The organism is Hydrogenispora ethanolica (assembly GCF_004340685.1).
Lineage (GTDB): Bacteria > Bacillota > UBA4882 > UBA8346 > UBA8346 > Hydrogenispora > Hydrogenispora ethanolica.
Window position 1 is genome coordinate 118,855 of the sequence record NZ_SLUN01000007.1, and the last position, 23,958, is coordinate 142,812.

A 23,958-nucleotide genomic window follows, 5' to 3' on the forward strand; every position below is an offset into this window, starting at 1 on the left:
ACCATGGGCAAAGGAAAAAATTTGAAAGTTGTCTCCGGAGTCGTCCTGCTATTGGTAATATATGCAGGCTGCATTGCAGGGGCCTTTTTTCTAACTTCACATCTATTTACCGTTACAATAGAGAGCCTATCTCCTGTATTTATTCAGATCATTAACTCACTTCTCGGGCTATTTGGGGTGATCCTGCTTTTTGGCTTATTCCAGATGATACATCGGGCGCAAATCAAACAAGCCTTAGCCGCAATTACAGCGGCGCTTGAAAAAATTTCACGAGGGGATTTTACAAGCCGCTTAGACTTAGGCTTTCATGTAAATAAAGGGTTCGAAGATCTGATTAACAACGTCAATAAGATGGCATTAGAATTAAACCAGATGGAGAAGATGCGGCAAGATTTCATTTCTAACGTTTCGCATGAGATTCAGTCGCCATTGACCTCAATTAGGGGGTTTGCTAAGGCCTTACACAATAACCAATTAAGTTCCGAGGATCGCCTGCGTTTTATAAGTATCATTGAAACCGAAAGCATACGGCTGTCGCAACTGAGTGACAACATGCTTAAACTGACTTCTCTCGAAGCGGAAAACAGCAAGATTACACCGGTCACTTATCGTTTGGATAAACAGCTAAAAAATATTATCCTGGCATGCGAACCCCAATGGACGCAGAAAAAAATAGAAATGGAAGGGTTCTTGGATCAGCTAGCGATAACAGCAGATGAAAGCCTGATGAGCCAGGTATGGATCAATCTCATCCATAATAGTATCAAATTTACTCCCGAGAGTGGGACGATTCGAGTGGAGCTGCACCGGCAAGGCGAAAATGCTGTCTGCCGAATCTCCGATACCGGTATTGGCATGACTGAAGAAGAGCGGCTTCATATATTTGAGCGCTTCTACAAAGCAGATAAAGCCAGGGATCGCTCCCAACAGGGCAACGGATTGGGGCTTTCCATTGTTAAAAAAATCATTGATATGCACCAAGGTAATATTAATGTCGAGAGCATAGTAGGAGCAGGTACAACTTTTACCGTAATCCTGCCACTTTGATAAGACCAAAATTAAAAAGTACAGTTTCGCGGAGGATTGGCGAGACTGTACTTTTTTACTTTATGGCTTTCGTTTAAATTCAGTTTAAACGGGGATGTTATGATTGCAACAACACAAGATTTAAAAGCCATGTGATAAAGTCTTTCGAAACGGAGATCAGCATGCAAAAAGGTTTAAACGACTTTATCACTTGCTTCTCTGAGCTTTTGTGTCCACCCTGACCTTCGGACAGGGTTTATCACAACGCTTTTAAAAGCCATGTGATAAAGTCTTTCGAATCGGCAATTGCCTTGCAAAAAGATATCAAACGACTTTATCACTTGCTTTTCTGAGCTTTTGTGAATACCCCGACCTTCGGACGGGGTTTATCACAACGCTTTTAAATCAATCAATACACAATTCACAGAACAAACCGTTGATAAGGAGGAAAGAGGAAAGATGAAAATCATCGGAATTATCACAAGTCCGCGGAAAGAAGGCAATACCGCCTGGATAGTCAATAAAATACTCGAAGGTGCGAAAGAACGGGGCGCCGAAACTCAAGTCTGGTATTTCGGCGATCTGGATATCCAACCGTGCCGGGGTTGTTGGGGCTGCCACAAGGGCGATCGGGGTTGTGTTATCAAAGACGACATGCAGAAACTTAATGATGCGATTGATCATGCCAATGCCATTGTTTTCGGCTCGCCGATTTACATGATGCAGATGAGTGCCCAGGCGAAGATATTCATTGACAGGATGTTTGCGCGATTCTCGCCGCGATACTCGCCGTATTTCAAAGCAGAAAACGCCGCGCAAAAAAAGCTGATCCTTGCGTTTAATCAGGGTAATCCTGATTCCGGCCTGTTCCAGTCGTATATTGATTATACGAAACACATGTTTGAGTTGCTGGAATTTGAGGTTAAAGAGGTACCTGTCGTCACCGGTATGCGCAATGGACCGGCGCATGAGAGAGAAGATCTGCGCACTCTCCTGAAGGATATCGGTTCATCGCTGGTTGGGGAATGATTCCCGGAATCATGAGGATATTGCAATTGCGGATAAGCAGGGGTATCCTTTGGTTTGCTGTGATGTGCGAAATATCTGGTGTTGAGTTCCCATGGTTGCCGGAACATGGAGGTTAAAGCATGTCACAAATTATAATAAAATTCCAAAAATCAAGCGGAGGATGGCACAATGATGCAGGGAGAAAATATGAACAGTAAACGCCGTACATTTACCTTAGTCATACTTCTATTCGCGTCTTTTATGGATATATTGGATACCATGATCATCAACATTGCCATACCCTCCATTCAAAGCGGTTTACAGGCCAGTTCATCGGCTGTTGAGTGGACGGCAAATGTGTATATCCTCAGAATGGCACTGATTATCATTACCGGCGGGCGACTTGGGGATATTTTAGGTCGAAAAAAAATGTTCATGCTAGGCATAGCAGGGTTTACGATTGCCTCCGCTTTTTCTGGTTGGGCCGCCACCATCAATGAGCTGATTTTTTCCAGAGCAATCCAGGGAATCATGGCCGCGATGATGATTCCACAGGTGCTTTCTTATATCCAAGTTTTATTTGCACCGAAAGAACGTGCCGGGGCGCTTGGCGCCTACAGCGGAATCAGCGGATTTGCAACCGTTGCCGGGCCAATATTGGGTGCATTCCTAATCAAGATTAATCTTTTCCAACTAGGTTGGCGTACATTATTCCTCATTAATATTCCGATCGGAGTTTTCATTTTTATAGCCGCTGCGCTCGTGCTCCGGGAATCAAAATCTATAAACCCATTACGTGTAGATATACCGGGTACGCTAATGGCGATGGCTTCGCTTATCATGCTGCTGTATCCGCTGATACAAGGAAATAGCTTGGGTTGGCCTGTTTGGACATATATTTCAATGGTAGCTGCGGTCATCGTTGGTTTCCTGTTTATTGTCTATGAGAAGCATCGCACAAAACAAAATCAATCTCCTTTAATCGCACTGAACCTTTTCCGATTTAAGAGCTTTATTGGAGGAGTATCGGTATTTTCCTTATTTATGATTGCCATGAGCGGCTATTTTCTCGTCTTTACATTTTACTTGCAGATGGGATTACATTTTACGCCTTTGCACGCGGCCATGACCGCATTACCATTTTCGTTAATGGTTCCTGTGACGGCAGCGTTTTCAGTAATGAAACTGGCACCTGAAATTGGTCGTAAGATAGTAGTATTAGGGTTGATCCTATGTGCAATTGGGCTTGCAGGCGTAGAATTAGTGATGCACGAAGCGGGTACATCCCTGAGCAATTGGCAGCTGCTTCCCATACTTCTTATCGCTGGTGCGGGCATGGGCATGGTTGTAGCGCCTCTTACTGATTTTAGTATTTCACAAGTTCCGCAACAGGATGCGGGTTCGGCTTCTGGTATTTTGAACATGATGCAGCAAGTTGGCAGCAGTATCGGTATTGCTATTCTCGGTACGATTTTTTTCAATTCTATTGGAAGTTCATTTGAAATCAGCGGATTTGCTGTGGGCGTGAGATATGCCATTTGGTCTGCTGTCGGTATTTTGATCTTAACTATATCATTTGTTTTCTTACTCCCCAAAAAGATACACCAACATACTGACAGCCTGTAAAAATGGGATAGAAGATTCACGATCATGAATAAGTTGGAGTTAAAGGGATGACGTTCATGGAAGCTTCCCGGAACCTCGGGGATGCTTCCCGAAGATCTGTCGATGCTTCCCGAAGGATTGGTCCTCTTTCCCGAAGGATTGGTCCTGCATCCCCGAGCCTTGGTCCTTTATCCCGGAACCCCCGGGATGGTTCCCGAAGGCTCCGGGATGCTAGGATGAACCTTCGGGAAGAAAGGATCAGAAGATCCTATGAAAGGATCAGGGGATCCCTTACAAGGATGAAGACCATCCCTTACACGGATCGAGGCATACCTTACAAGGATCGAAGGATCCTATGAAAGGATCGCGGCATACCTTACAAGGATGGCTTTCATCCTAACAAGGACGAAGAATATCCTAGTTGGACGGAAGACCATACCTGACATGAGAAGGAATCAACTGATATATTAGGAGAGCCGGGATGGTCCCCGGGTACGATGGGATGCCGGATGAAACGGCCGGGGAGCGGGATGGAAGCCCCAACCTGACAAGAGGTGAACCGAGCGCCAGCGAGCTTCATTGTCGGGCGGCGGACCGGACCGGTGGTGGAATGCAGGGAACGTTTCTCGGGAATCGATCGGGTCGGCGCTCCGTCGTTGATGTGCCGGACCCGGTCGGGGCTGGTTCCCGAAAAAAACGTTGGCAATTCCCCGGCGATCTGCTATACTGAAATTAATCATTCCGCACACGTTAACGTTAGCCGTTTGCCGGGGGATGGCCGTGCCGATCGGTGGTTCGCCGCTTGGAAACTGGTAAGAACGGCGTGGCTGCGAAATGGCAAGATTGAGGACGCCAGCGGCTGGAAGAGCGGGCACGGTGTCGGTCCACCAATGTAGCGTCCCGACGGGAGCTGCTGGTTTCATTTTACCGTTGACGCACACGTTAAAGCGGAAGGGGTTTGCCAGTGACGGTCACCATCAAAGATATCGCCCGGATGGCCAATGTCTCCCATACCACGGTTTCACGGGCGCTCAAGGACAGCCCGGAGATCGGCGAGGAGACGCGGCGGCGCATCAAAGAGCTGGCGCAGCGGCTGAATTACACCTCCAACGCCCTGGCGCGCGGGCTGGTGTTGAAGCGGTCCGACAGCATCGGCCTGGTGATTCCGGATATTATCAATCCCTATTACGCCCATATCAGCAAGGCCATTGAGAATGTGGCCAGTGGCCGCAACTTCAGCCTGATTATTTGCAATACCGACCGCAATCCGGAAAAAGAACGGCATTATCTGCAGTTTCTCCGCGCCAAGCAGGTGGACGGGATCATCATGGTCCCGGTGACCAACCGCCCCGAGCCGCTGCAGGATCTGGTCCGGGACGGCATTCCGCTGGTCCTCATCGACAATTGGGTGCCGGGCGTGACGGCCGACTTTATCACCAACGACAATTTCGCCGGGGCCGCCGCCGCGGTGCGGCACCTGATCCGGCGCGGCAAACGGCGAATCGCCCATTTCGCGGGGCCCCGCGACTCTTTCGCCAGCCAGGAACGGCTCCGCGCCTATCGGCAAGTCATGGCCGAACAGGGCCTGGCCGTTCCCGAAGCGTGGGTCATTTCCACCAACGCCACCTTCGAGGAGGGTGAGAGAACCGCCCGCCAGCTGCTTCACGCCGGAGAGCTGCCCGAGGCCATCTTCGCGGTCAACGACGTGGTGGCCATGGGGGCGCTGAAGTATTTTTACCGCAAGGGGGTCCGGGTCCCGGAGGACCTGGCCCTGGTGGGCTATGACGACATCGAGATGGTGGCGATGCTGCCGGTGGCGCTGACCACCGTTCGCCAGCGCAAACACGAGCTGGGCCGGACCGCCGCCCAGATGATCCTGGAACGGATCCTCGCCCCGGACGAGGCCCGGGAGTACCGCAACGTCACGCTCCAACCCCGGCTGGTGGTCCGGAAGTCCTGCGGCGAACCGGAGGAAGAAAGGATGGGCTGATCAGGCCGAAGGTGAAGGCCGAAAGTCGGGAAAGTCGAAAGTCGGAAAGTCGAAAGTCGGAAAAGTCAAAAGTCGGAAAAGTCAAAAGTCAGAAAAGTCAAAAGTCGGAAAGTCGAAAGTCGAAAGATGAAAATCGAAAGTCCAAAACAGAAACTTCCAGACTGGTGATCCGGGACCTCTGGCCTTGAACCTTTGACCTTGGGCCTTGGACTTTTGACTATAGACTTTAGACCCCTGGATCTTGGACTTTGGACTTTGGACTTTGGACCTTTGACTTTGAACTTTGAACTTTAGACTTTAGACTTTAGACTTTGAACTTTAGACTTTAGACTTTAGACTTTGGACCTTTGACTTTTTACGAAACGGTATCATCCGAATCAATTCAAACAGGAGGCGTTAGCAATGGAAGTACGCAGTGGGGCAAACCCGCAGGATTTTAAGAACTACACCACGGAACGGATCCGGGAGGATTTCCTGATCCAAGACCTGTTCGTGTCGGGCGAAATCAAGCTGGTCTACAGCCAGATCGACCGGATCATCACCGGCGCGGCCTGCCCGGTCGCTCCCTTGACCCTGGAGGCCGGCGCGGAGCTCAGGGCCGCTTATTTCCTGGAACGGCGCGAAATGGGGATCATCAATATCGGCCCGAAGGGGACGGTCAGCGTCGACGGCCAGCCATACGAGCTGGACTCGCGGGACGGCCTCTACATCGGGAAAGGCGCCAAGGAGATCGTCTTTACCAGCGCCGATCCGCAGGCGCCCGCCAAATTCTATTTTAACAGCGCGCCGGCGCACCAGACCTATCCCACCCGGAAGATTCTGCTCAGCGAGACCGCTGCCCAGCACCTGGGCTCCCTGAACGAGTCCAACGAACGGACCATCCACAAATACATCCATCCCGACGGCGTCAAAAGCTGTCAGCTGGTCATGGGAATGACCATCCTGGAGCCGGGCAACATGTGGAACACCATGCCTTGTCACACCCATGACCGGCGGATGGAGGTCTACCTGTATTTCAACATTCCCGACGACGCGGTGGTCTTCCACCTCATGGGCGAGCCGGGTGAGACCCGCCACGTCGTGATGCGCAACGAGCAAGCGGTGATCAGCCCCAGCTGGTCGATTCACTCGGGTGTGGGCACCAAGAACTACACTTTCATCTGGGGAATGGTCGGCGAGAACCAGGTCTTCTCGGACATGGACGCCGTTCCGATGAGCCAATTGAAATAGAGGAGGTTGCGAACGATGATTTTAGACCAATTTAAGCTGGACGGCAAGGTAGCGATCGTCACCGGTTGCAGCACCGGTCTGGGACAGGGGATCTGCCTGGCCCTGGCCGAGGCCGGCGCGACGGTGGTGGGAGTCGATTACGTGGCGGCCCCCGAGACCCAAAAACGCCTTGAGGAACTGGGCGGCAAATGCCTGATGCTGGTGGCCAACCTGTTGACCCTGGAGCCGCTGGAGGGGATCCTCCGCCAGACGCTGGAGGCGTTCGGGCGGCTGGATATTCTGGTCAACAACGCCGGCATCATCCGGCGCAACGACGCCCTGGAGTTTTCGGAGAAGGACTGGGACGACGTGCTCAACATCAACCTGAAGACGGTCTTCTTCTTCAGTCAGCTGGCGGCCAAACAATTCGTCAAACAGGGTTCCAAGGGCAAGATCATCAATATCGCCTCGATGCTGTCCTATCAGGGCGGGATCCGGGTTCCCTCCTACACCGCCAGCAAGAGCGGAGTGATGGGCATCACCCGGGCCATGGCCAACGAATGGGCGAAGTACCACATCAATATCAACGCCATCGCCCCGGGCTACATGGCCACCAACAATACCGCGCCGTTGCGCGCCGACGAGGGACGCAGCAGCGAGATTCTGGGCCGGATTCCGGCGGGCCGCTGGGGCACTCCCGATGACCTGAAAGGCGTGGCTTTGCTGCTCGCCTCTGACGCCGGGGACTACATCAACGGGTTCACCATCGCGGTGGACGGCGGCTGGCTGGCGCGGTAAGCGGCGGCGCCACTCGGACCGGCTTCATCCGTATTTCAGCGATTCTCTGAAAACCTTCGCCGTCGGGAGACGGCGGAGGTTTTCTTCATTTTTTCCTCCATCGGTTAAAAATTGTCCCCCGCAAGTAAAAAAGTGGCCATGGGCTATTGCACCCTCCGGGACTATACTTAGAGTGGCAAATACTTGGAAATTGCCTAATCTGTTCGCGGAGCGGGCAAGCGGTTGTGAAGGCATTGCCAAATTATCAAGAGGGGGGCTGTTTCATGAAGAAAAATTTGATCCTGAGCATCGTGTCGGTGTTGCTCCTGCTGGCGGTCGCCTGCGGCGGAGTGCCGGTGGCGAGCGCGCCGCCCGGCGAGACCTGGCAATCCAGCATCTTTGGGAGCAGTACCACGGCTTCCTCCGCCGTCAATCAGATCACGGTGAATGCCGATCAAAGCGTGACCATCGAAAGCACCGGGAACGGCGGCAAGATCTCCAGCACCGTGGAAGGGATCGCCTTTTACCATACGCCGCTGGACTCGGCCAAACCGTTTCAGCTCACCGCCAAAGTCAAGGTGGAGAGCTATACCAACGCCAGCCAGGTATCGTTCGGGATAATGCTCCGGGACACCGTGGGCGTCAACGGCGACAGCTCGGGCCATGCCTCCAATTTCGTGGCGGTGGGCGCCCTGGCAGGCAAAATGCAGGCCTTCTACAGGAAAGGAACCCTGCTGGTCAATCCGGCGATAACGCTGGTGGACGCGCCGGCGCAGGCGGGGAACCAATTCATCCTGCGGCTGATCAAGACGGCCGATAACCAATGCGTCGTCAGCTGCGGTTCCCAGACCGCGGTCATCGACAGCGCCGGCTTCTTTAGCGGCAGCCAATTCTACCTCGGCCTTTTTGCGGCCCGCAATGCCAAGGTTACCTTTTCCGATATTGAACTGCTCACGACGGTGGCGAACGTCGCCGTTTCCAGCCGCCCCGCCAGGACCGAGTATCTGACCGGGCAGGCGCTGGATCTGAGCGGCTTGGGAGTGACGGCGACCGAGGCCGGCGGCGCCGTGAAGACGCTGACCGCCAAGGATTATGTCGTGACCGGCTTTGACAATAACGCCGCGGGAACGCAGAATCTGACGGTTCACTACGGCGGAAAGACCGCTAGCTTCCAGGTGAACGTGGTCGCTTTGGCCTGCACCGCGATGGACATTGCCTACGAACCGGCCAAGACCACTTATTATTTAAACGATCGCTTTGATCCGGCCGGGATGGTCATCAACGGCACCTTCAACACCGGAGCCGTCCGGCCGCTCGATCCCGCCGAATATACCCTGTCCGGCTTCGATAGCGCCACGCCGGGGAAAAAGACGGTCATCGCCGCCCTGAAGGCCGATCCCGCCAAAACGGCCAGCTTCACGGTGACTGTCAAACCCGCCGCGCTGCTGGACCTGGAGATCCGCAAGCCGCCGGAGAAGACGCGTTATTTCCTCGGCGAATCATTGGACCTGGACGGGATGGTGGTCTACGCCAAATACAGCGACCGCACGGAAGCGCGGCTCACCAAGGATGAATACGCGGCGTCCGCGTTGGATGCCGCAACTCCGGGGGAGAAGGAAGTCGCCCTTTCCCATAAAGGCAAAACCGCCATCCTGAAAGTAACGGTGAAAGCCAAGGAGCTCACCGGCATCCAGGTGACCAAGTATCCGAAAACCACCTATTGGATCGGCCAGTCCTTTGACGCCGCGGGCCTGGAAGTCTCCAAGGTCTACGACAACCTGGACCGGGAGGTTCTGCCCGCCGGAGAATACGCCATTGATTCATCGGCGTTGGATTCGGCGCGGACCGGCGTTTACCCGATCCGGATCGTTCCCAAAGACGGCCGGCTCGCGCCGCTTACGCTCCCGGTGACGGTAAGGGAGAATATGGCCTATACTTGGAAGACCATCCGCTTCGGCCAGTCGACATCGGAGACCCGGAATTATGCGACGGTGAAAGAGAACGGGAACGTCGAGCTGGTAGCGCTGGAGGGCGGCGGAAAAGTAACCGGCGACCATGACGGCATCACGTTCTATTATACGGAGATTGACGGGCAGAAGGATAACTTCGTGTTATCCGCCGATATCCAGGTCAAAGCCTACGCCAAGAACCCGCATGACGGCCAGGAATCCTTCGGCATCATGGCCCGGGACGCCATCGGCAAGCCCGGCGATTCCAGCATCTTCGCCTCCAATATCGCGGCGGTCGGCGGACACAGCGGCGGAACCGGGAATCCCAACGGCACCCAGCTGTTCATCCGGACCGGGATCACCTCTCCCGACGGCGCGGGCAGCAAGGGCGTGCAGCGCAAGATGCTCCTCAATGAGAAGCCGGAACCGGGGAATACTCATCCCGCCAAACCCTACCGGTTGACCCTGGCCAGAACCAACAGCGGTTTTACCGGGAGATTGAACAACGGCGCCGCGGAACTGTTCTTCCAGCCGGATATCTTAAAAGTCCAGGATTCTAAGATTTACGTAGGTTTTTATGCCGCGCGCCTGGCGACGATCGAAGTGAGCAATATTCAATTTACGGTCACCGCGGCCGAGACCGACGCTCCGAAGGTGGACCCTCCCAAAGAAAAGATCGTGCCCGGGCTGGAAATCCTATCGCCGGATAAAACCTCCAAGACCACGTATCCGCTGTTGGTCCGGGCCAATGTGGACGGCATTGTCACGGTGAAAAAAGGGAACCGGGTCATCGCCCGGGACAAAGCGGTCGCGGCCGGCCAGATCCTGACGGTGCCCGCGGCCATCGCCGCCGGCGCGACGACCCCGTTCAGCGTGGCCTTTTTGCCGGAGGACACCCAATATCTGACCTCCTATGAGAAGATCGTCAAAAACTTCACGGTTACCCGGCGCTCCTATGCGCCGAACGGCGATATTTACGTGTCGCCCCGGGGTTCCGGCGCCGGCACGGGCACCGAAAGCGCTCCGCTGGACCTCGATACCGCCATCGAATTTGTCCGGGAAGGCCAAACGATCATTTTGCTTGACGGCCAATACCTCCGCAGTTCGAAACTGGAGATCAAAAAGTATAACGACGGCACGGCCGGGGCCATGAAGTACCTGGTGGCGGCCCCCGGCGCGCGACCGGTGATCGATTTCAATAAAAAGTCCGAGGGCGTGCTGCTCAGCGGCGATTACTGGCACGTGAAAGGGATCGATTTCGCCCGCTCGGCGGCCAATACCAAGGGATTCACCATCGGCGGCAACCACAATATCGTGGAGCTTTGCAATTTCTATCAGCACGGGGATACGGGCTTGCAGATCAGCCGCACCGACCTGACCTTGGAGAACCTGTCCGATTGGCCGTCCCATAACCTGATCTTGAATTGTACCTCGTATGACAACCGCGATCCGTCCGACAACAATGCCGACGGCTTTGCCGCCAAACTCACGGCCGGTGTGGGGAATGTCTTCCGGGGTTGTATTTCGCATCATAACATCGATGACGGCTGGGATCTCTACACCAAAGCCGGCAGCGGCGCCATCGGAACGGTGCTGATCGAAGGGTGCATCGCTTATGCCAATGGCGCGTTGACGGACGGAACGGTGGGCCGGGGCGATAAGAACGGCTTCAAGCTCGGCGGGGAAGGCATCGCGGTACCCCATGTCATCCGGAACAGCCTCGCCTTCGGCAATGGGGCCGTGGGTTTCACCAGCAACAGTAATCCCGCCGTGCAGGCGCTGGATTGCGTTTCGTACGACAATGGCCGGGCCAATCTGGAATTCACATCCTATCCGGGGATCCCGTTGCAGTTTGTGATTCGGAACTTTGTATCCTACCGCAGCGGCGCCGGGGGGAGCGACAGCTATCCGGCCTTCGCCGCGGACCAGAGCAACTACTTCTGGAACGGCAGCGCCTCGGTCAACCAATCCGGCACGGTTTTGAATCCGGCCATTTTCGCCGGACTGACGCCGTCCCTGCCCTACCAGCGCGACGCCGAGGGCAATATTATTTGGGGCGATTTCTTGAAGATCAAGCGCTGATCCGGACCGATACGCCAATCAGCGTCTCAAGGTCCAAGCAATGAGCATGAAAACGTAGCAGCAGGCCGGAGGCTCCGGTTGTTTTTGGGCATCATCATCCCAGACCGGCATCGATGGTTGAAAATTCTGCGCTCACCGCCGCCGGGTGGTGCGACCTGGGTGTGAAAATATTTCATCCCATCAATGGAAATAAATCTTGAATCGTTTCAGTCCGAAGTGATATAATGTTACGGTGACTTCCCTGCTCCTTTTCCAATGAAGGGAGCCGAATGAGTCCATAGGGAGGAGGTGTGAAATCGGATGCGGGATTATGAGACGATGTATATCCTCAGGCCAGACCTGGAAGAGGAAGCTCTTGAGGCAGCGGTCGCCCGCTTCGAGGATGTTGTCAAGAACGGTAACGGTGAGATTCTCAAAGTTGACCGTTGGGGCAAGCGGCGTCTTGCTTACGAGATTGACGGCAAAGTCGAAGGGCACTATATCCTGATGACCTTCAAGTCCGGCACAGAAGTCGCGCAAGAGCTCGAGCGGCTGTTGCGCATCAACGACGATATCGTTCGCCACTTGGTAATCAAAAAAGAAGAATAACGAAGGTGATGGCAGATGAATCATATTGTCCTGATCGGGAGACTCACGCGAGACCCGGAACTTCGTTATACGCCGAGCGGTACAGCGGTAACCAATTTTGATCTGGCGGTGGATCGCCCGGTTCCCAACCAACAAGGGGAGCGGGAGACGGATTTCATCCGGATCATCGCCTGGCAAAAACAGGCGGAGTTATGTGCCAATTACTTGAAGAAAGGGCGTCTCGTGGCGGTGGAAGGCCGGTTGCAGATTCGCAGTTACGAGACACAAGATGGCCAAAAGAGACGCGTTGCCGAAGTCGTCGCCAACCAAGTCCAGTTTTTGGACAAGGGTCGCGATGACGCTACGGCTGCCCCGGGTTCCGGATCTTCCGGTTCCGGCGGCCATGACGATCTCGGCGGCGTGAATCTCGACGATCTTCCATTTTAGGTTTGACTATCGGAGGTGAAATAATATGCCCAGAAACGACAAAGAGGGTCGCGGCGGTCGCCGCCCCAAGAAGAAGGTATGCGCCTTCTGCGTTGATAAGGTAACCGCGATCGATTATAAGGAAATCCCCAAGTTGCGCAGGTTCATTACCGAGCGGGGCAAGATTTTACCGCGCCGGATCTCGGGCAATTGCGCTGTTCACCAGCGCCAATTGACCAATGCGATCAAACGGGCACGGCAAATTGCTTTGTTGCCATATACCAGTGAATAAGGGGCCGAAGGGCCCCTTTTTTATAACAGTTGCCGGCGGTTTTGAAACGGCCCGCGGCGAACGCCGGCCCGGAGAGCAATGGGCGATGCAAGCCGGAAGTAACGCAATTTCCGATTCTGAAACGGGCGATAAAATTATTGCAAAATTATTTCAGCGCAGGAAAAAAAGGTCTTGATAGAGAATATCATGGGTTGAAGGAGGATTGTTTTGATGTCTTCGAGCAACCCGGATTTCAATATTGTCAAGAACCTGCGGACCATCGAATGGATTAAGGCGGAATTGGCCGCCGGCATGGGGACCCTCTTCAAAGCCCTGATCAAGAACAATGAAGAGTTGATCCAGGATTCTTTGGCCGGTTTGATTGTCAGTTGTTACTTCCTGGGCAAACGGCTTGGCATCTCCTTCACCAAGCTGGATGAGATCATTCGTCAGAAGCTGCAGTCGCCGCCGATGCAAGAGCACGAATTGGAACAGTGGTATGGAGACGTCTCCAATTTGGAAAATTACTTGAAAGACCGCAATCGATATTAGGTGGTGAAATCATTGAAAGTTATTTTGAAGCAAGACGTCAAAGCATTAGGGAAAAAAGGCGAGATTAAAGAGGTTTCCGACGGTTACGCCCGGAATTTTCTGCTGCCCAAGAATCTGGCCATCGAGGCCACTGCGGGGAACCTGAAAATACTGGCGGAAGTGAAAGAAAACGCCATTCAGAAAGAGATCCGGGAGGAAGCAGAGGCCAAAGCCTTGGCCGAGCGGTTAAAAGGCTTGACGATAACCTTCAAGGCGAAGACCGGCGAGAACGGCCGGTTATTCGGTTCCATCACCGCCAAAGAAGTGGCCGAGCAGATCGTGAAGCTCGCCAAGGTGGAACTGGACAAACGAAAACTGGCCATTGACGACGCCATCAAGACCCTAGGCGATCATCCGGTGAAGATTCATCTCTATAAGGGAGTCACGACCGAAGTGATTGTCAAGGTCGAGCCCGAGCAATAATTTTAAAAAACGAACAGATTTTACCGGAAACCGGTGCCGCCGGTTTTCGTTATTTTAGATAGATAAGTTGAATGAAATCCGGCCTGTCGATGCCTTTTGAAAGGATGATTCTCAAACCCGGCGAAGGGTAATGACTGACGGGTTTGTTCCCGGATTTTTGACGGGAAGGAGAAGTCCGATGCGAAATATTGTCAAACAATTTACCGATATCTTTCAAAAAACGGCGCCGCCGCCACCGGCCATTCCGCTCCACGACCGGCTGCTCGACGACGATCAGCTGGAACGGCAGATCGCGGCGGTTTTTGCGCTGCTGTCCAATCTCTACGGTTCCGACCGGCTGGTTCTCAAGGCGGGGAAGCTGGAAGCGCTGAAACTGATGCGTTCCGAGATCCTGGAGGAGCGGGTTCTGGCCCTGCAGCGGATCGTCTTTGAGGATCCGACCATCGATCCCCCGCCGGCCCGGAAGAATCTCCCCGAGATCTTGAATGAGATCGAAGAGGAGATTGCCGATCTGATCGCCCGCAAGACAGTGGAGGAGAAGATCGAAAAGAAGATCGCCGACCGGATGCAACAACGGCACGAGGAATATCTCAAGGAGATCAAGATTCAGATCCTGCAGGAGAGTTCCGGCCCTGATAATCCGCACACCCTGAAAAAATTGGCCGATCTGGAGAAGATGGATCAGGTCAATCTCTCCAAATCGGTGCTGGAAGCGCTGAAACCGACCAAACTGGATGAGGTGGTCGGCCAAAACCGGGCCATCGCGTCTTTACTGGCCAAGATCGCCTCGCCCTTTCCACAGCACGTGATCCTGTACGGACCGCCCGGAGTCGGCAAGACGACCGTGGCCCGGTTGGTGCTGGAAGAGGCCAAGAAGCTGTCGTTCACGCCGTTCAAAACGGAAGCCCCCTTCGTGGAGGTCGACGGGACCACCTTGCGCTGGGATCCCCGGGAAGTCACCAACCCGCTGCTGGGATCGGTGCACGACCCGATCTATCAAGGCGCCAAGCGGGATCTGGCCGAGGGCGGAGTTCCCGAGCCCAAGCTGGGTCTGGTCACCGACGCTCACGGCGGGGTGCTGTTCATCGATGAGATCGGCGAGATGGATGAGATGCTCCAGAACAAACTGTTGAAGGTGCTCGAGGATAAGCGGGTCTTCTTTGATTCGGCCTATTACGACCCCAATGACCCGAATGTCCCGAAATATATTAAAAAGCTGTTCACCGAGGGCGCGCCGGCCGATTTCATTCTGATCGCCGCCACGACCCGCGATCCGTCGGAGATCAGTCCGGCGATGCGTTCCCGTTGCGCCGAGGTATATTTCGAACCCCTGGAGCAACCGGAGATTCAGGAGATTGTCACCAACGCCGCCGCCCGGATCCGGGTGCCGCTCGAACCGCAAGTGGCCGAGATGATCAGCGAATACACCATGGAAGGCCGGAAGGCCGCCGGGATTCTGGCCGACGCCTGCGGTTTGGCCTTATATAAAAACCGCGACGGCAATCCGCGGCTGGAGGATATCCGGATCAGCGAGTCCGAATTGTTGGAGGTCTTTCAGGTGAGCCGGCTGTCGCCTTTCCTGACGGTCCGGGCTTCCGGGCAAAGGGAGATCGGCAAAATCTTCGGCCTGGGCGTCAGCGGCTTTGTCGGATCGGTGCTGGAGATCGAGGCGGTCTGTTTTCCCAGCCCCGAAAAGGGGAAAGGCCGGTTGCGTTTCAACGAGACCGCCGGAAGCATGACCAAGGACTCGGTCTTCAATGCCGCCTCGGTCGTCCGGCTGTTGACCGGGAAGGATCTTTCCGACTATGACGCCCACGTCAACGTGGTCGGCGGCGGCCGGATCGACGGTCCGTCCGCCGGCGTGGCGATCACCCTGGCGTTGATCAGTTGCCTGACCAACCGCCCGATCCCGCAGAATGTGGCGGTGACCGGCGAGGTATCCATTCAAGGCAAGATCAAGGCCGTGGGCGGGGTGGCCGAGAAGATTTACGGCGCCCGGCAAGCCGGGATGAAACGGGTCTTTGTGCCGAAGGAGAACGAGAAGGATATCCCGCAGGAGCTCAAGAACGTTCAAGTAATTCCGGTGGAGACCGTGGCCGACATCATGGAGCGGGTGCTGCTGGAGGCGGAACCGGCTGCGGAATCCCCCATCGACAGCGCTTTGAACTAAAAGCGTTGTGATAAGCCCTGTCCGAAGGCCAGGGTGAACACAAAAGCTCATAGAAGCAAGTGATAAAGTCGATTTTAATCCTTTGAAAGAGTGATTTCCGAATTTGAGGACTTATCACATGGCTGCTAAAAGCGTTGTGATAAACCCTGTCCGAAGGCCGGGGTGAACACAAAAGCTCAGAGAAGCAAGTGATAAAGTCGTTTTTTAATCCTTTGAAAGAGTGATTTCCGAATTTGAGGACTTTATCACATGGCTGCGAATATCCAAACAATAAGAAACTCCCGAGCCATCGGGAGTTTTGTTTTTTAATTTAAATGGGGTTTCCGTTAAACCGGGCGCCGCCGCAACGTGCGGATTTCCGCCTCGTGGGCGCCGTACATTTCCAGCAGTGACTTTTGCACCTCGGTCAAATCGGCGAAACCTTGGCGCATTTCCCCGGAGAGCTTGGCCACTTCCATTTGTAAGGCCTCATGCTGCGCTTTCTGAGCCTCACTGGCATGAACCAAGGATTGGATCATCTGCCCGTGCTCGGCCTGCTGGAGCTGGAGCAGATGGATATCCTGCCCCATACCGTCAATTTTTCGCTCCATCCCGGTTATCTTGCGGTCCATCCCGGCTATTTCCCGTTTGAGACCGGTTATTTCCTGTTTCACACCGGTCATTTCCTGTTTCACACCGGTCATTTCCCGCTGGAGCCCGGTTACTTCTTGTTTCATACCGGTAATCTCTTGCTGGACTCCGGTTATTTCTTGTTTCATACCGGTAATCTCATGTTGGACTCCGGTTATTTCTTGTTTCATACCGGTAATCTCATGTTGGACTCCGGTTATTTCGTGTTTCACGCCGGTCAATTCTTGTTCGATCCCGGTTACCTTCTGGACTAAAAGTTCCAGTAATTCCCGCTCGGTCATCGGCTTTCTCCCATGTTCTTCATGATGGCGTTAGTCTGAAGCATCCGTCAGCCTTACCGTCTCAGTATATCATAATTTGGAAACCGCGAACAGACCATGATTTCAGGGCGGCTCGGCAAAGCCGCCGGAATGTTTGCCATGGGCTGTGGCAAGCCATCTGGGAACTTCGGAAGGCTTGCCGAAATCTTTGGCAGACTTGCCGATGCTTCCGGACGGCCTTCCGGCGTTCCCGGCGGGTTTGCCGAAGCGTTCGACGGGATGTCCCGGGCCTTGGGAAGGAGTGCCGGGAACGCCGGAAGGTCCGGACAGGAAGAGTCATGAAGGTCCTGCGTGCCCCCGAAGACGGCAGCTTCGGAATTTCGGGGCCATGCGGCAGAAAAGTTGGCGCGGAACGGCTGAGCGGAAGCGCGATCGGACAGACTAATCGCGGTGATGGAAATGTCGGAGTTGATTCAGGCGCAGAATGTCGGTCCTTTGGATCGGATCAGCCGAAGCTTATTGGGATTGGTACTGATTGGCGCGCGTTACTTTTTCCGAATCGGCGGGGTACCCGGGGATCTGTTGGTGTTAGTGGGCGCCGTTTCAATTTGGGAAGGGTTGTTGGGCTACTGCCTGCTGTACGGCATCTTCAAGGCATCCACCAAACGGCGTTGAGCGGAGAATTTACTTTTTATGGAGGCAGATGAGCTGAGTGCGCCGCCAGCGTAACCGGTCGTAAAAGGCGAGGGCGGGATGATTCTCACGGTCGGCGAGCAGTTCCAAGCGCTTGGCGCCATGGGTCAGAGCCCAGCTTTCGACCGCCCCGAGCAGGGTCCGGCCGATACCCCGGCCGCGCCATTCCTCGCGGAGCACCATATCCTCAATGAGCGCCACCATGCCGCCTTCGGCCGTGGATACCCGGAGCTGAGCGGTACACATGCCCAAAACTGCGCCATCATGCTCGGCCACCATGACGCAGCGTTCTTCGGGCCTGGCCAGCATCAACTGGAGGCCCCGGCGTTGTTTGGCGATGTCGGGCGTAAAATCAGCTTCCAAAGTGAATAGCAGATTGAGCAGCTCGATCAGGGCATCGAGGTCGGCGGGGACGGCAGGGCGGATCAACGGCTCGACATTCATTCGGAAAACTCCTCCGGTGCAGTGATGGTTTCGGTCATCCTGGCCGAAGGTTGAGGTTTGCTGTCCCAACTGGCGCAGATCATCCCCAGGAAGATGCAGAGGCCGCCCAGGACTACTTTCCAGTCGAAGGGGTCAAAGCCCAGTCCCATCGCAAAGGCTCCGGCGAAGAGCGGTTCAGTGGCTAACAAGATGGCGGTGCGGAAAGCCGGGATTTCTTGCTGCGCCTTGGTTTGAAACAGAAAGGCCAGGCCGGTCGCAAGCAGTCCGCTGTAGCCCGTCGCCAGCCATTGCAAGGGAGTCAGCTTTAGAAGCGGCAGGGAATGGTCGCCCAGCAGGAGGTAGGCGACGCCGGCGATGCCGAGGACCGTCACGAACTGGACGATCGTCAGAATACTGGCATCGAGGCCCCGGGCCAGACGGTCGGTATAGACCACATGAATCGCAAAGAGCACCGCGCAGGCCAGGGTCAGCAGATCCCCTTTTTCGAAAACCAGCGCTCCTTTGAAGGTGATCAGCAACAAACCGGCGGTGGCGACGGCGATTCCGGCGGAAACCAGCGGGTGCGGTATCCGCCGGTTGATTGCGGCGGCGAAGACGGCCACCAAAATGACATTGAGCCCGGTGATGAAACCGGAAGCCGAAGCGGTGGTATACTTCAGGCCCAACGTCTGGGTGATGAAGGCCAATGCCAGAAGAGCGCCCAGAAAGACGCCAGGCCTCAAACAGCGGCGCCAGTTGTCCTTGATCTTGCGGTGAAAGAGCGCCGCCAGCAGCATCAAAGCCAGACCGAAGCGGCTGAAAATGAAGCAATAAGGGTCGATGGAGGAGACCGACCATTTCACAATAATAAAACTCCACCCCCAGATGGAGGTGGTGGTTAACATCAATAGATCCGAACGGGACCAGCGCAGACGCATCCAATTCACCAAACTATCCTGTTTGTTGCACCGGAAAGAACCAGTGTCATGAATATGTTATAAATGCTAACACTCCGGTGCGCTGCTGTCAATATCAAAGGTGTAAAATTTGGTAACTGCCGGAAAGTTCTCTCTCCGGCAGCCCTTTTGTTACAGAATCTTACTCAGGAACTGCTGAGTCCGCTCGCTTTTGGGATGATTGAACAGTTCGTCGGGCGTCCCTTCTTCGATGATCTGGCCTTCGTCCATGAACAGCGCGCGATGGGCGACTTCACGGGCAAAGCCCATTTCATGGGTGACCACGACCATGGTCATGCCTTCCCGGGCGAGGTTTTTCATCACATCCAGCACTTCCTGGATCATCTCCGGGTCCAGGGCGGAGGTCGGTTCGTCGAAGAGCATGACTTTGGGGCGCATCGCCAGGGCCCGGGCGATAGCGATCCGCTGTTGCTGGCCGCCGGAGAGGTTGTCGGGATAAACGTCGGCCTTATGGCGCAGCCCGACCCGGTCCAACAGCTCATAGGCGCGGCTTTTGGCCTCTTCCAGCGGCAGGCCCCGCACCTTCAACGGCGCCAGGGTGATGTTTTCGAAAGCGGTCTTATGCGGAAACAGGTTAAACCGTTGAAATACCATGCCGACCTCGGCGCGGACTTCGTTGACGTTGACCTTGGAATGGTCGGTCACATCGACTCCTTCGATGTAAATATGGCCCGCCGACGGCTTCTCCAAGAGATTGAGGCAACGCAAAAAGGTACTCTTTCCGGAACCGCTGGGACCGATGACGCAGACGACTTCACCGGGGGTGACCGCAGTGGAGACCCCTTTCAAAACATGCAGATGGCGGAAGCGTTTGTGCAAATCAACTACTTTAATCACCAGTCTTCAATCTCCTTTCCAGATGAGCCACAATGCGGGTAAAGGGAATCGTCATGATCAGAAAGATGATGCCGACCTCGAACCAGGTTTCAGTCGGCCGGTAGGACCGGGTGACGATGACCTGGGCTTTACGGACCAATTCCTCCATTCCGATCACCGAAACCAGGGAAGAGTCTTTCAGCATCGCGATGAATTCGTTGCCTAGGGGCGGAATGACCCGCTTCAGCGCTTGGGGGAGAATGATATGGCGCATGGCTTGGCGATAAGACATTCCCAAGGAGCGGGCGGCCTCCATCTGGCCGCGATCGATCGATTGAATGCCGGCCCGGACGATCTCCGCGACATAAGCGCCGCTATTGATGCTCAATGCGACCAGCGCGGAGATGAAGGGGTTAATGGGAACGGGTTGTCCATTGTTGAAGAGCATGCCCAGCAATGGCGGGCTGCCGAAGTGAATCATAAAGATCTGCACCAACAGCGGGGTGCCGCGGATAAAATCGACATAGATTCCGGCCAGCATGTTGGCAACTTTATTATGGATGACGCGCGCCACGCCGGCGAACGTTCCGATGATGATGCCGTCGAAGACGGCCACGATGGTCAAGAATAGGGTCATCAGGGCTCCGAGAAGGAGATTGGGGAGGCTTAGCCACATATAATACCAGGATGTCTCAGGAAGGGAAAAATCAGTTACATTGGCGCCGGAATCCAGCGTCATTTGCTTGGCTTCACTACGGTAATAAGGAGGTTTACTGACGGAGATATGATGCTCGCCCACGGATAGGCCGTGAAAAGTATAGGGAGTGATTTGGTGCGTATTTTTGCCATCGAGATAAATCGTGGCTCCGGCGGGGTCGGAGGAAATTTCGAGAGACGCCTCATTTTTGGCTGCGCCGAAAGCCGGGCATGACAATCCGAAGGCGAGCAAGGCGGTCAAGATGAGCGCCAAGTGAATCTTGTATTGTACGCTAAACATTTTTCCCATAACACCCTTTTTCCCATAAAATAATGATGCTCCGGAACATTCTGGGCTCATAATATAACGATATGCCGATGCGGGCGGCACACCCCGTATTGCCTGAAACATTACAAACTCTTTATGAAAATGACAAAATAAAATAATATGGTCAAAGAGCAAGATAGCACTCTTTGACCATATTTGTCAAGTTCGAAATTGAGCCGTTAATTGGCGGAACGGTATTTTTTCTCGAGGGCGGCGAGTTTGCCGTTGCTTTTGAGCGTGGCAATGGCTTTATTGATCTTATTTAATAAGTCGTCGTTGCCTTTTTTCACGCCGATACCGTACTCTTCGAGTGCCGCATCTTTAATGGCCACTACTTTCAGGCCTTTGCTCTTCTTCACGGCGCTGAAAGCGACCAGATCGTCCATGACCGCGGCGTCGGCGCCGTTATTCAATAATTCCTGGACCGCCTGGGGATTGGTATCAAACCGTTTCATTTTGGCGTTTTTGATGTTGCTGGCGTAAAGATCCCCGGTGGTACCGTTTTGGACGGCAACGGTCTTGCCCACCAGATCGCTCGGACCTTTGACCTTGGTGTTGTTGGTCTTAATCACAATCACCTGATGGTTTTCATGGTAGGGGGTGGAGAAGTTGATCTGCTTCTTCCGGTCGGCGGTGATGGTCATCGCGGAGATTAAGCAGTCATAGTTGCCGTTCATCAGGCCGGGGATGATCCCGTCCCAGCCGACATTCTGGAGTTTCAACTCCATGCCCATCTCGTCGGCGACCATCTTAATCAGCTCCATGTCGAAACCGACATATTCGTTGGTCTTGGGATCGATGGTTTCAAAAGGCTCGTAAGTAGCGTCCGTCCCGACCCGCAGGGCCGGTTTGGCCGCCATGACCAGGCCGGCGGATAAAACAAATACTAACACTAAGCTAATCCAGAAAAGCTTTTTCATGGAAACACCTCCAAAAAATATTCACTAATATTACAATTATATAACATCACTTTCCGAGATGCAAAGAATTTACAAAAGTTTTTACGGAAAATTTGCAAAACCTTTTATTCATGAAATGCCTGATAAACTTCAGAAATAATCCAAAGATGAGTATGAATTGAGGGAGCCATTCCCAAACTAAAGTTAATCTCGATTCAATATACAAGAAGGTATATTTATGCAAGCGATTCAAAAAAACCAAGTTTTTCAGGGCGATTTTCAAATGGAGTTGGAGCGGGTGGAGAGCCTGCTGCGGGAGCAGTTCGTGGCGAACGAGGGCATTCTGGGTCAGATCGGGCTGGATGCCATTGCTGCGGGGGGCAAGCGCTTCCGGCCGAAGCTGGTGATACAGTGCGGCAAGATCTTCGGCCCGGCCGACGAAAGCTTAATCGCGGCGGCGGCGGCCTTCGAATTGCTGCACCTGGCGTCGCTGATTCACGACGATGTGCTGGACCGGGCGGCGGTGCGGCGGAACCGGCCCGCTCTCTACCGGCAGTGGGGAAGCAGGTTGGCGGTCTTGACCGGAGATTATCTCCTGGCCGCAGCCTTTCAGATCTTGAGCGCGAACTGCCCGCCGGCGGTGCTGCGCTTGGCGGCGCAGAGCATTCAGCGGATGTGCCGGGGCGAGTTTAATCAGGCCGAACAGTGTTACGATCCGTCGGTGCGGCGGGAACAATACTATCGCCGGATCGCCGATAAAACCGGCAGCCTGATGGAGAATTGCTGCCGGGCCGGGGCTTTGCTGGGCGGCGCCGGCCCGGACCAGGCGGAGCTGGCGGCGGCCTTTGGCCGGGAGACCGGCTATGCTTACCAAATTATCGATGATATTCTGGATATCGCCGGTGCAGAGACAGTGACCGGCAAGCCCGTCGGGGAGGATTTCCGGCAGGGCATTCTGACCTTGCCGACCCTGTTGCTGTTGGAAGAGCCCGAACACGGTGAATGGCTGCGCAGCCGGCTGGAGGCCGGAAAGGCGGCCGGGCCGTGCCGCCGCGAATTGCGGCGGCGCTTGAATCAAGCGGGCGCGCTCGCGGCATCCCGGCGGATCGCCGCGGAGCATCTCCACCGCGCCCGGACGGCCTTGAGCGGCTTGCCCGATACGGAGGCGACGCGGTTACTTGAGCGACTGACCGACCAATTGGCCTCGGGAATCGAAGCAAGCTCTTCAAAAGACATCCCGGGAGACCCAAATTGAGAAAGCATCATGCGCTTCAGGGGCCTTCGGAGGAAAACGCGGAGTCTCGCCCGCTCACATTTTTTTCATCACGCTGACGGAGACGCCTTGACCATTATAGGAAGGGTTTCGCGATCTTCCGTGCTGGCCGTTGGAGACGTGCATGATCTTGCAGCTGACGCTCAACCAGTAATGCTCATTCAGCATATAGGTGAGCTTCGGCCCCAGCCGCCACATGAAGTTATAAAAATCGCCGCCTAGCGGGAAATTCTCATTATAAAAGATCAGGCCGCCGCTCATATCCACCGAAAATGACATTTTCTCTCCCTGCCAGGGCTGGTAGCGAATCAGACAGACCGGCCCGATGCCGACGGCTTCATCATCCCGGTTGGTATTCTCTTCGGTGATGTAACCCCAGGCATGGGTGAGCGTGGCGCCGGTATAAAACGATAGGTTCGGGTGACGCGGGAAATCGCTTTTATGGAAAAAAACATTCAAAGACGAAGTGTCGAGCTGGCGGTTTTCCCACATGGGGGAGAGGTATTCCACTTCGATCTCGGAATCCGGCTCCCGGTTCGGTTCGGGATCCAGGCCGATTTCTTGACCCAGCGCGGTTTGGGCCAGTCCCAACAACAGCAACGATCCAAGCACGAGAGAGCAGATCAACTTACGCAAACGATATCACTCCTTCAATCGGTAACCATAACCATTATACCAATAAAAGGCGGATAAAATGTTAAATATCGGTAACAGCGACCGATTTCGCAGGGGTTAAAGCAGGCAGGCCATTTTTGGGAGCTGATCGTGGCGGCCCGTTTGTGTTACAATCGGTGTAACCGAAACCGGGATTCCGCCGAATCCCGGAACGGGATGAACGTTCGGGACGCCGTTTCCCGGCGTTATTCGAA

Annotated in this window: 22 protein-coding genes and 1 pseudogene; 15 read left to right on the forward strand and 8 right to left on the reverse strand. The window is 54.5% G+C overall.

Annotation, left to right across the window (positions count from 1 at the left end):
- The first annotated feature begins 3 nt into the window (after positions 1-3).
- The 13 genes from EDC14_RS08135 to lonC all read left to right on the forward strand — a co-directional run bounded on the left by EDC14_RS08135 (position 4) and on the right by lonC (position 16,094).
- Positions 4-1,047 (forward strand): sensor histidine kinase, encoded by a 1,044-nt coding sequence (locus EDC14_RS08135; protein ID WP_132013778.1) that lies wholly within the window; start codon positions 4-6, stop codon positions 1,045-1,047.
- Positions 1,048-1,485: 438 nt separating this feature from the next.
- Complete coding sequence (locus tag EDC14_RS08140) at positions 1,486-2,055, forward strand: flavodoxin family protein (RefSeq protein WP_132013779.1); 570 nt, start codon at positions 1,486-1,488, stop codon at positions 2,053-2,055.
- 168 nt (positions 2,056-2,223) lie between these two features.
- Positions 2,224-3,660 (forward strand): MFS transporter, encoded by a 1,437-nt coding sequence (locus EDC14_RS08145; RefSeq protein ID WP_132013780.1) that lies wholly within the window; start codon positions 2,224-2,226, stop codon positions 3,658-3,660.
- A gap of 943 nt (positions 3,661-4,603) precedes the next feature.
- Positions 4,604-5,629, forward strand: coding sequence for a LacI family DNA-binding transcriptional regulator (locus tag EDC14_RS08150; RefSeq protein ID WP_132013781.1), 1,026 nt, complete (start codon positions 4,604-4,606; stop codon positions 5,627-5,629).
- Positions 5,630-6,031: 402 nt separating this feature from the next.
- Positions 6,032-6,859, forward strand: a complete 828-nt coding sequence (gene kduI, locus EDC14_RS08155) for a 5-dehydro-4-deoxy-D-glucuronate isomerase (protein WP_132013782.1) — start codon at positions 6,032-6,034, stop codon at positions 6,857-6,859.
- A 15-nt stretch (positions 6,860-6,874) separates the two neighbouring features.
- Entirely contained in the window at positions 6,875-7,636 is a 762-nt protein-coding gene (kduD, locus tag EDC14_RS08160; RefSeq protein ID WP_132013783.1) for a 2-dehydro-3-deoxy-D-gluconate 5-dehydrogenase KduD, read from the forward strand.
- Between the two features lie 263 nt (positions 7,637-7,899).
- A complete protein-coding gene (locus EDC14_RS08165; protein WP_132013784.1) occupies positions 7,900-11,646 on the forward strand; it encodes a bacterial Ig-like domain-containing protein in 3,747 nt (1,248 codons plus the stop codon).
- A gap of 300 nt (positions 11,647-11,946) precedes the next feature.
- On the forward strand, positions 11,947-12,234 hold the full coding sequence (gene rpsF / locus EDC14_RS08170; RefSeq protein WP_132013785.1) for a 30S ribosomal protein S6: 288 nt from the start codon (positions 11,947-11,949) through the stop codon (positions 12,232-12,234).
- Between the two features lie 15 nt (positions 12,235-12,249).
- Positions 12,250-12,660 carry a single-stranded DNA-binding protein gene (locus EDC14_RS08175; protein ID WP_132013786.1) on the forward strand — a complete coding sequence of 137 codons (411 nt, stop codon included), beginning with the start codon at positions 12,250-12,252 and terminating at the stop codon, positions 12,658-12,660.
- A 25-nt stretch (positions 12,661-12,685) separates the two neighbouring features.
- Positions 12,686-12,931 carry a 30S ribosomal protein S18 gene (gene rpsR / locus EDC14_RS08180; protein WP_132013787.1) on the forward strand — a complete coding sequence of 82 codons (246 nt, stop codon included), beginning with the start codon at positions 12,686-12,688 and terminating at the stop codon, positions 12,929-12,931.
- 210 nt (positions 12,932-13,141) lie between these two features.
- Positions 13,142-13,462, forward strand: coding sequence for a MazG-like family protein (locus tag EDC14_RS08185; RefSeq protein WP_132013788.1), 321 nt, complete (start codon positions 13,142-13,144; stop codon positions 13,460-13,462).
- A gap of 12 nt (positions 13,463-13,474) precedes the next feature.
- Entirely contained in the window at positions 13,475-13,924 is a 450-nt protein-coding gene (gene rplI, locus EDC14_RS08190) for a 50S ribosomal protein L9 (RefSeq protein WP_132013789.1), read from the forward strand.
- Positions 13,925-14,102: 178 nt separating this feature from the next.
- Positions 14,103-16,094, forward strand: a complete 1,992-nt coding sequence (lonC, locus tag EDC14_RS08195; protein ID WP_132013790.1) for a Lon family ATP-dependent protease — start codon at positions 14,103-14,105, stop codon at positions 16,092-16,094.
- A gap of 326 nt (positions 16,095-16,420) precedes the next feature.
- Here the strand turns inward: lonC and EDC14_RS08200 are convergent, their stop codons facing one another.
- Entirely contained in the window at positions 16,421-17,005 is a 585-nt protein-coding gene (locus tag EDC14_RS08200; protein WP_132013791.1) for a hypothetical protein, read from the reverse strand.
- A gap of 438 nt (positions 17,006-17,443) precedes the next feature.
- On the opposite strand from EDC14_RS08200, the gene EDC14_RS08205 reads away from it, so the two are divergent.
- A complete protein-coding gene (locus tag EDC14_RS08205; protein ID WP_132013792.1) occupies positions 17,444-17,659 on the forward strand; it encodes a YgaP family membrane protein in 216 nt (71 codons plus the stop codon).
- A gap of 9 nt (positions 17,660-17,668) precedes the next feature.
- Here the strand turns inward: EDC14_RS08205 and EDC14_RS08210 are convergent, their stop codons facing one another.
- From EDC14_RS08210 to EDC14_RS08230, 6 genes and pseudogenes are all read right to left on the reverse strand, one after another.
- Positions 17,669-18,121: a GNAT family N-acetyltransferase gene (locus tag EDC14_RS08210; RefSeq protein WP_132013793.1), complete on the reverse strand. Its 453-nt coding sequence runs from the start codon at positions 18,119-18,121 to the stop codon at positions 17,669-17,671.
- Entirely contained in the window at positions 18,118-19,038 is a 921-nt protein-coding gene (locus EDC14_RS08215; protein WP_243662857.1) for a DMT family transporter, read from the reverse strand. The genes EDC14_RS08210 and EDC14_RS08215 overlap by 4 nt, the downstream gene beginning before the upstream one ends.
- A 150-nt stretch (positions 19,039-19,188) precedes the next feature.
- Complete coding sequence (locus EDC14_RS08220; RefSeq protein ID WP_132013795.1) at positions 19,189-19,914, reverse strand: amino acid ABC transporter ATP-binding protein; 726 nt, start codon at positions 19,912-19,914, stop codon at positions 19,189-19,191.
- Positions 19,907-20,569, reverse strand: a complete 663-nt coding sequence (locus EDC14_RS08225; protein ID WP_243662858.1) for an amino acid ABC transporter permease — start codon at positions 20,567-20,569, stop codon at positions 19,907-19,909. Before EDC14_RS08225 ends, EDC14_RS08220 begins: the two co-directional genes overlap by 8 nt.
- 48 nt (positions 20,570-20,617) lie before the next feature.
- Positions 20,618-21,001: pseudogene (locus tag EDC14_RS27230) on the reverse strand (PEGA domain-containing protein); the annotation flags it as partial.
- Positions 21,002-21,096: 95 nt separating this feature from the next.
- Positions 21,097-21,837, reverse strand: a complete 741-nt coding sequence (locus EDC14_RS08230) for a basic amino acid ABC transporter substrate-binding protein (protein ID WP_132013797.1) — start codon at positions 21,835-21,837, stop codon at positions 21,097-21,099.
- A gap of 217 nt (positions 21,838-22,054) precedes the next feature.
- Between EDC14_RS08230 and EDC14_RS08235 the strand changes: the two genes are divergently transcribed.
- Entirely contained in the window at positions 22,055-23,071 is a 1,017-nt protein-coding gene (locus EDC14_RS08235; RefSeq protein ID WP_132013798.1) for a polyprenyl synthetase family protein, read from the forward strand.
- Positions 23,072-23,125: 54 nt separating this feature from the next.
- Here the strand turns inward: EDC14_RS08235 and EDC14_RS08240 are convergent, their stop codons facing one another.
- Positions 23,126-23,725 carry an acyloxyacyl hydrolase gene (locus tag EDC14_RS08240; protein WP_132013799.1) on the reverse strand — a complete coding sequence of 200 codons (600 nt, stop codon included), beginning with the start codon at positions 23,723-23,725 and terminating at the stop codon, positions 23,126-23,128.
- Positions 23,726-23,958 lie beyond the last annotated feature (233 nt).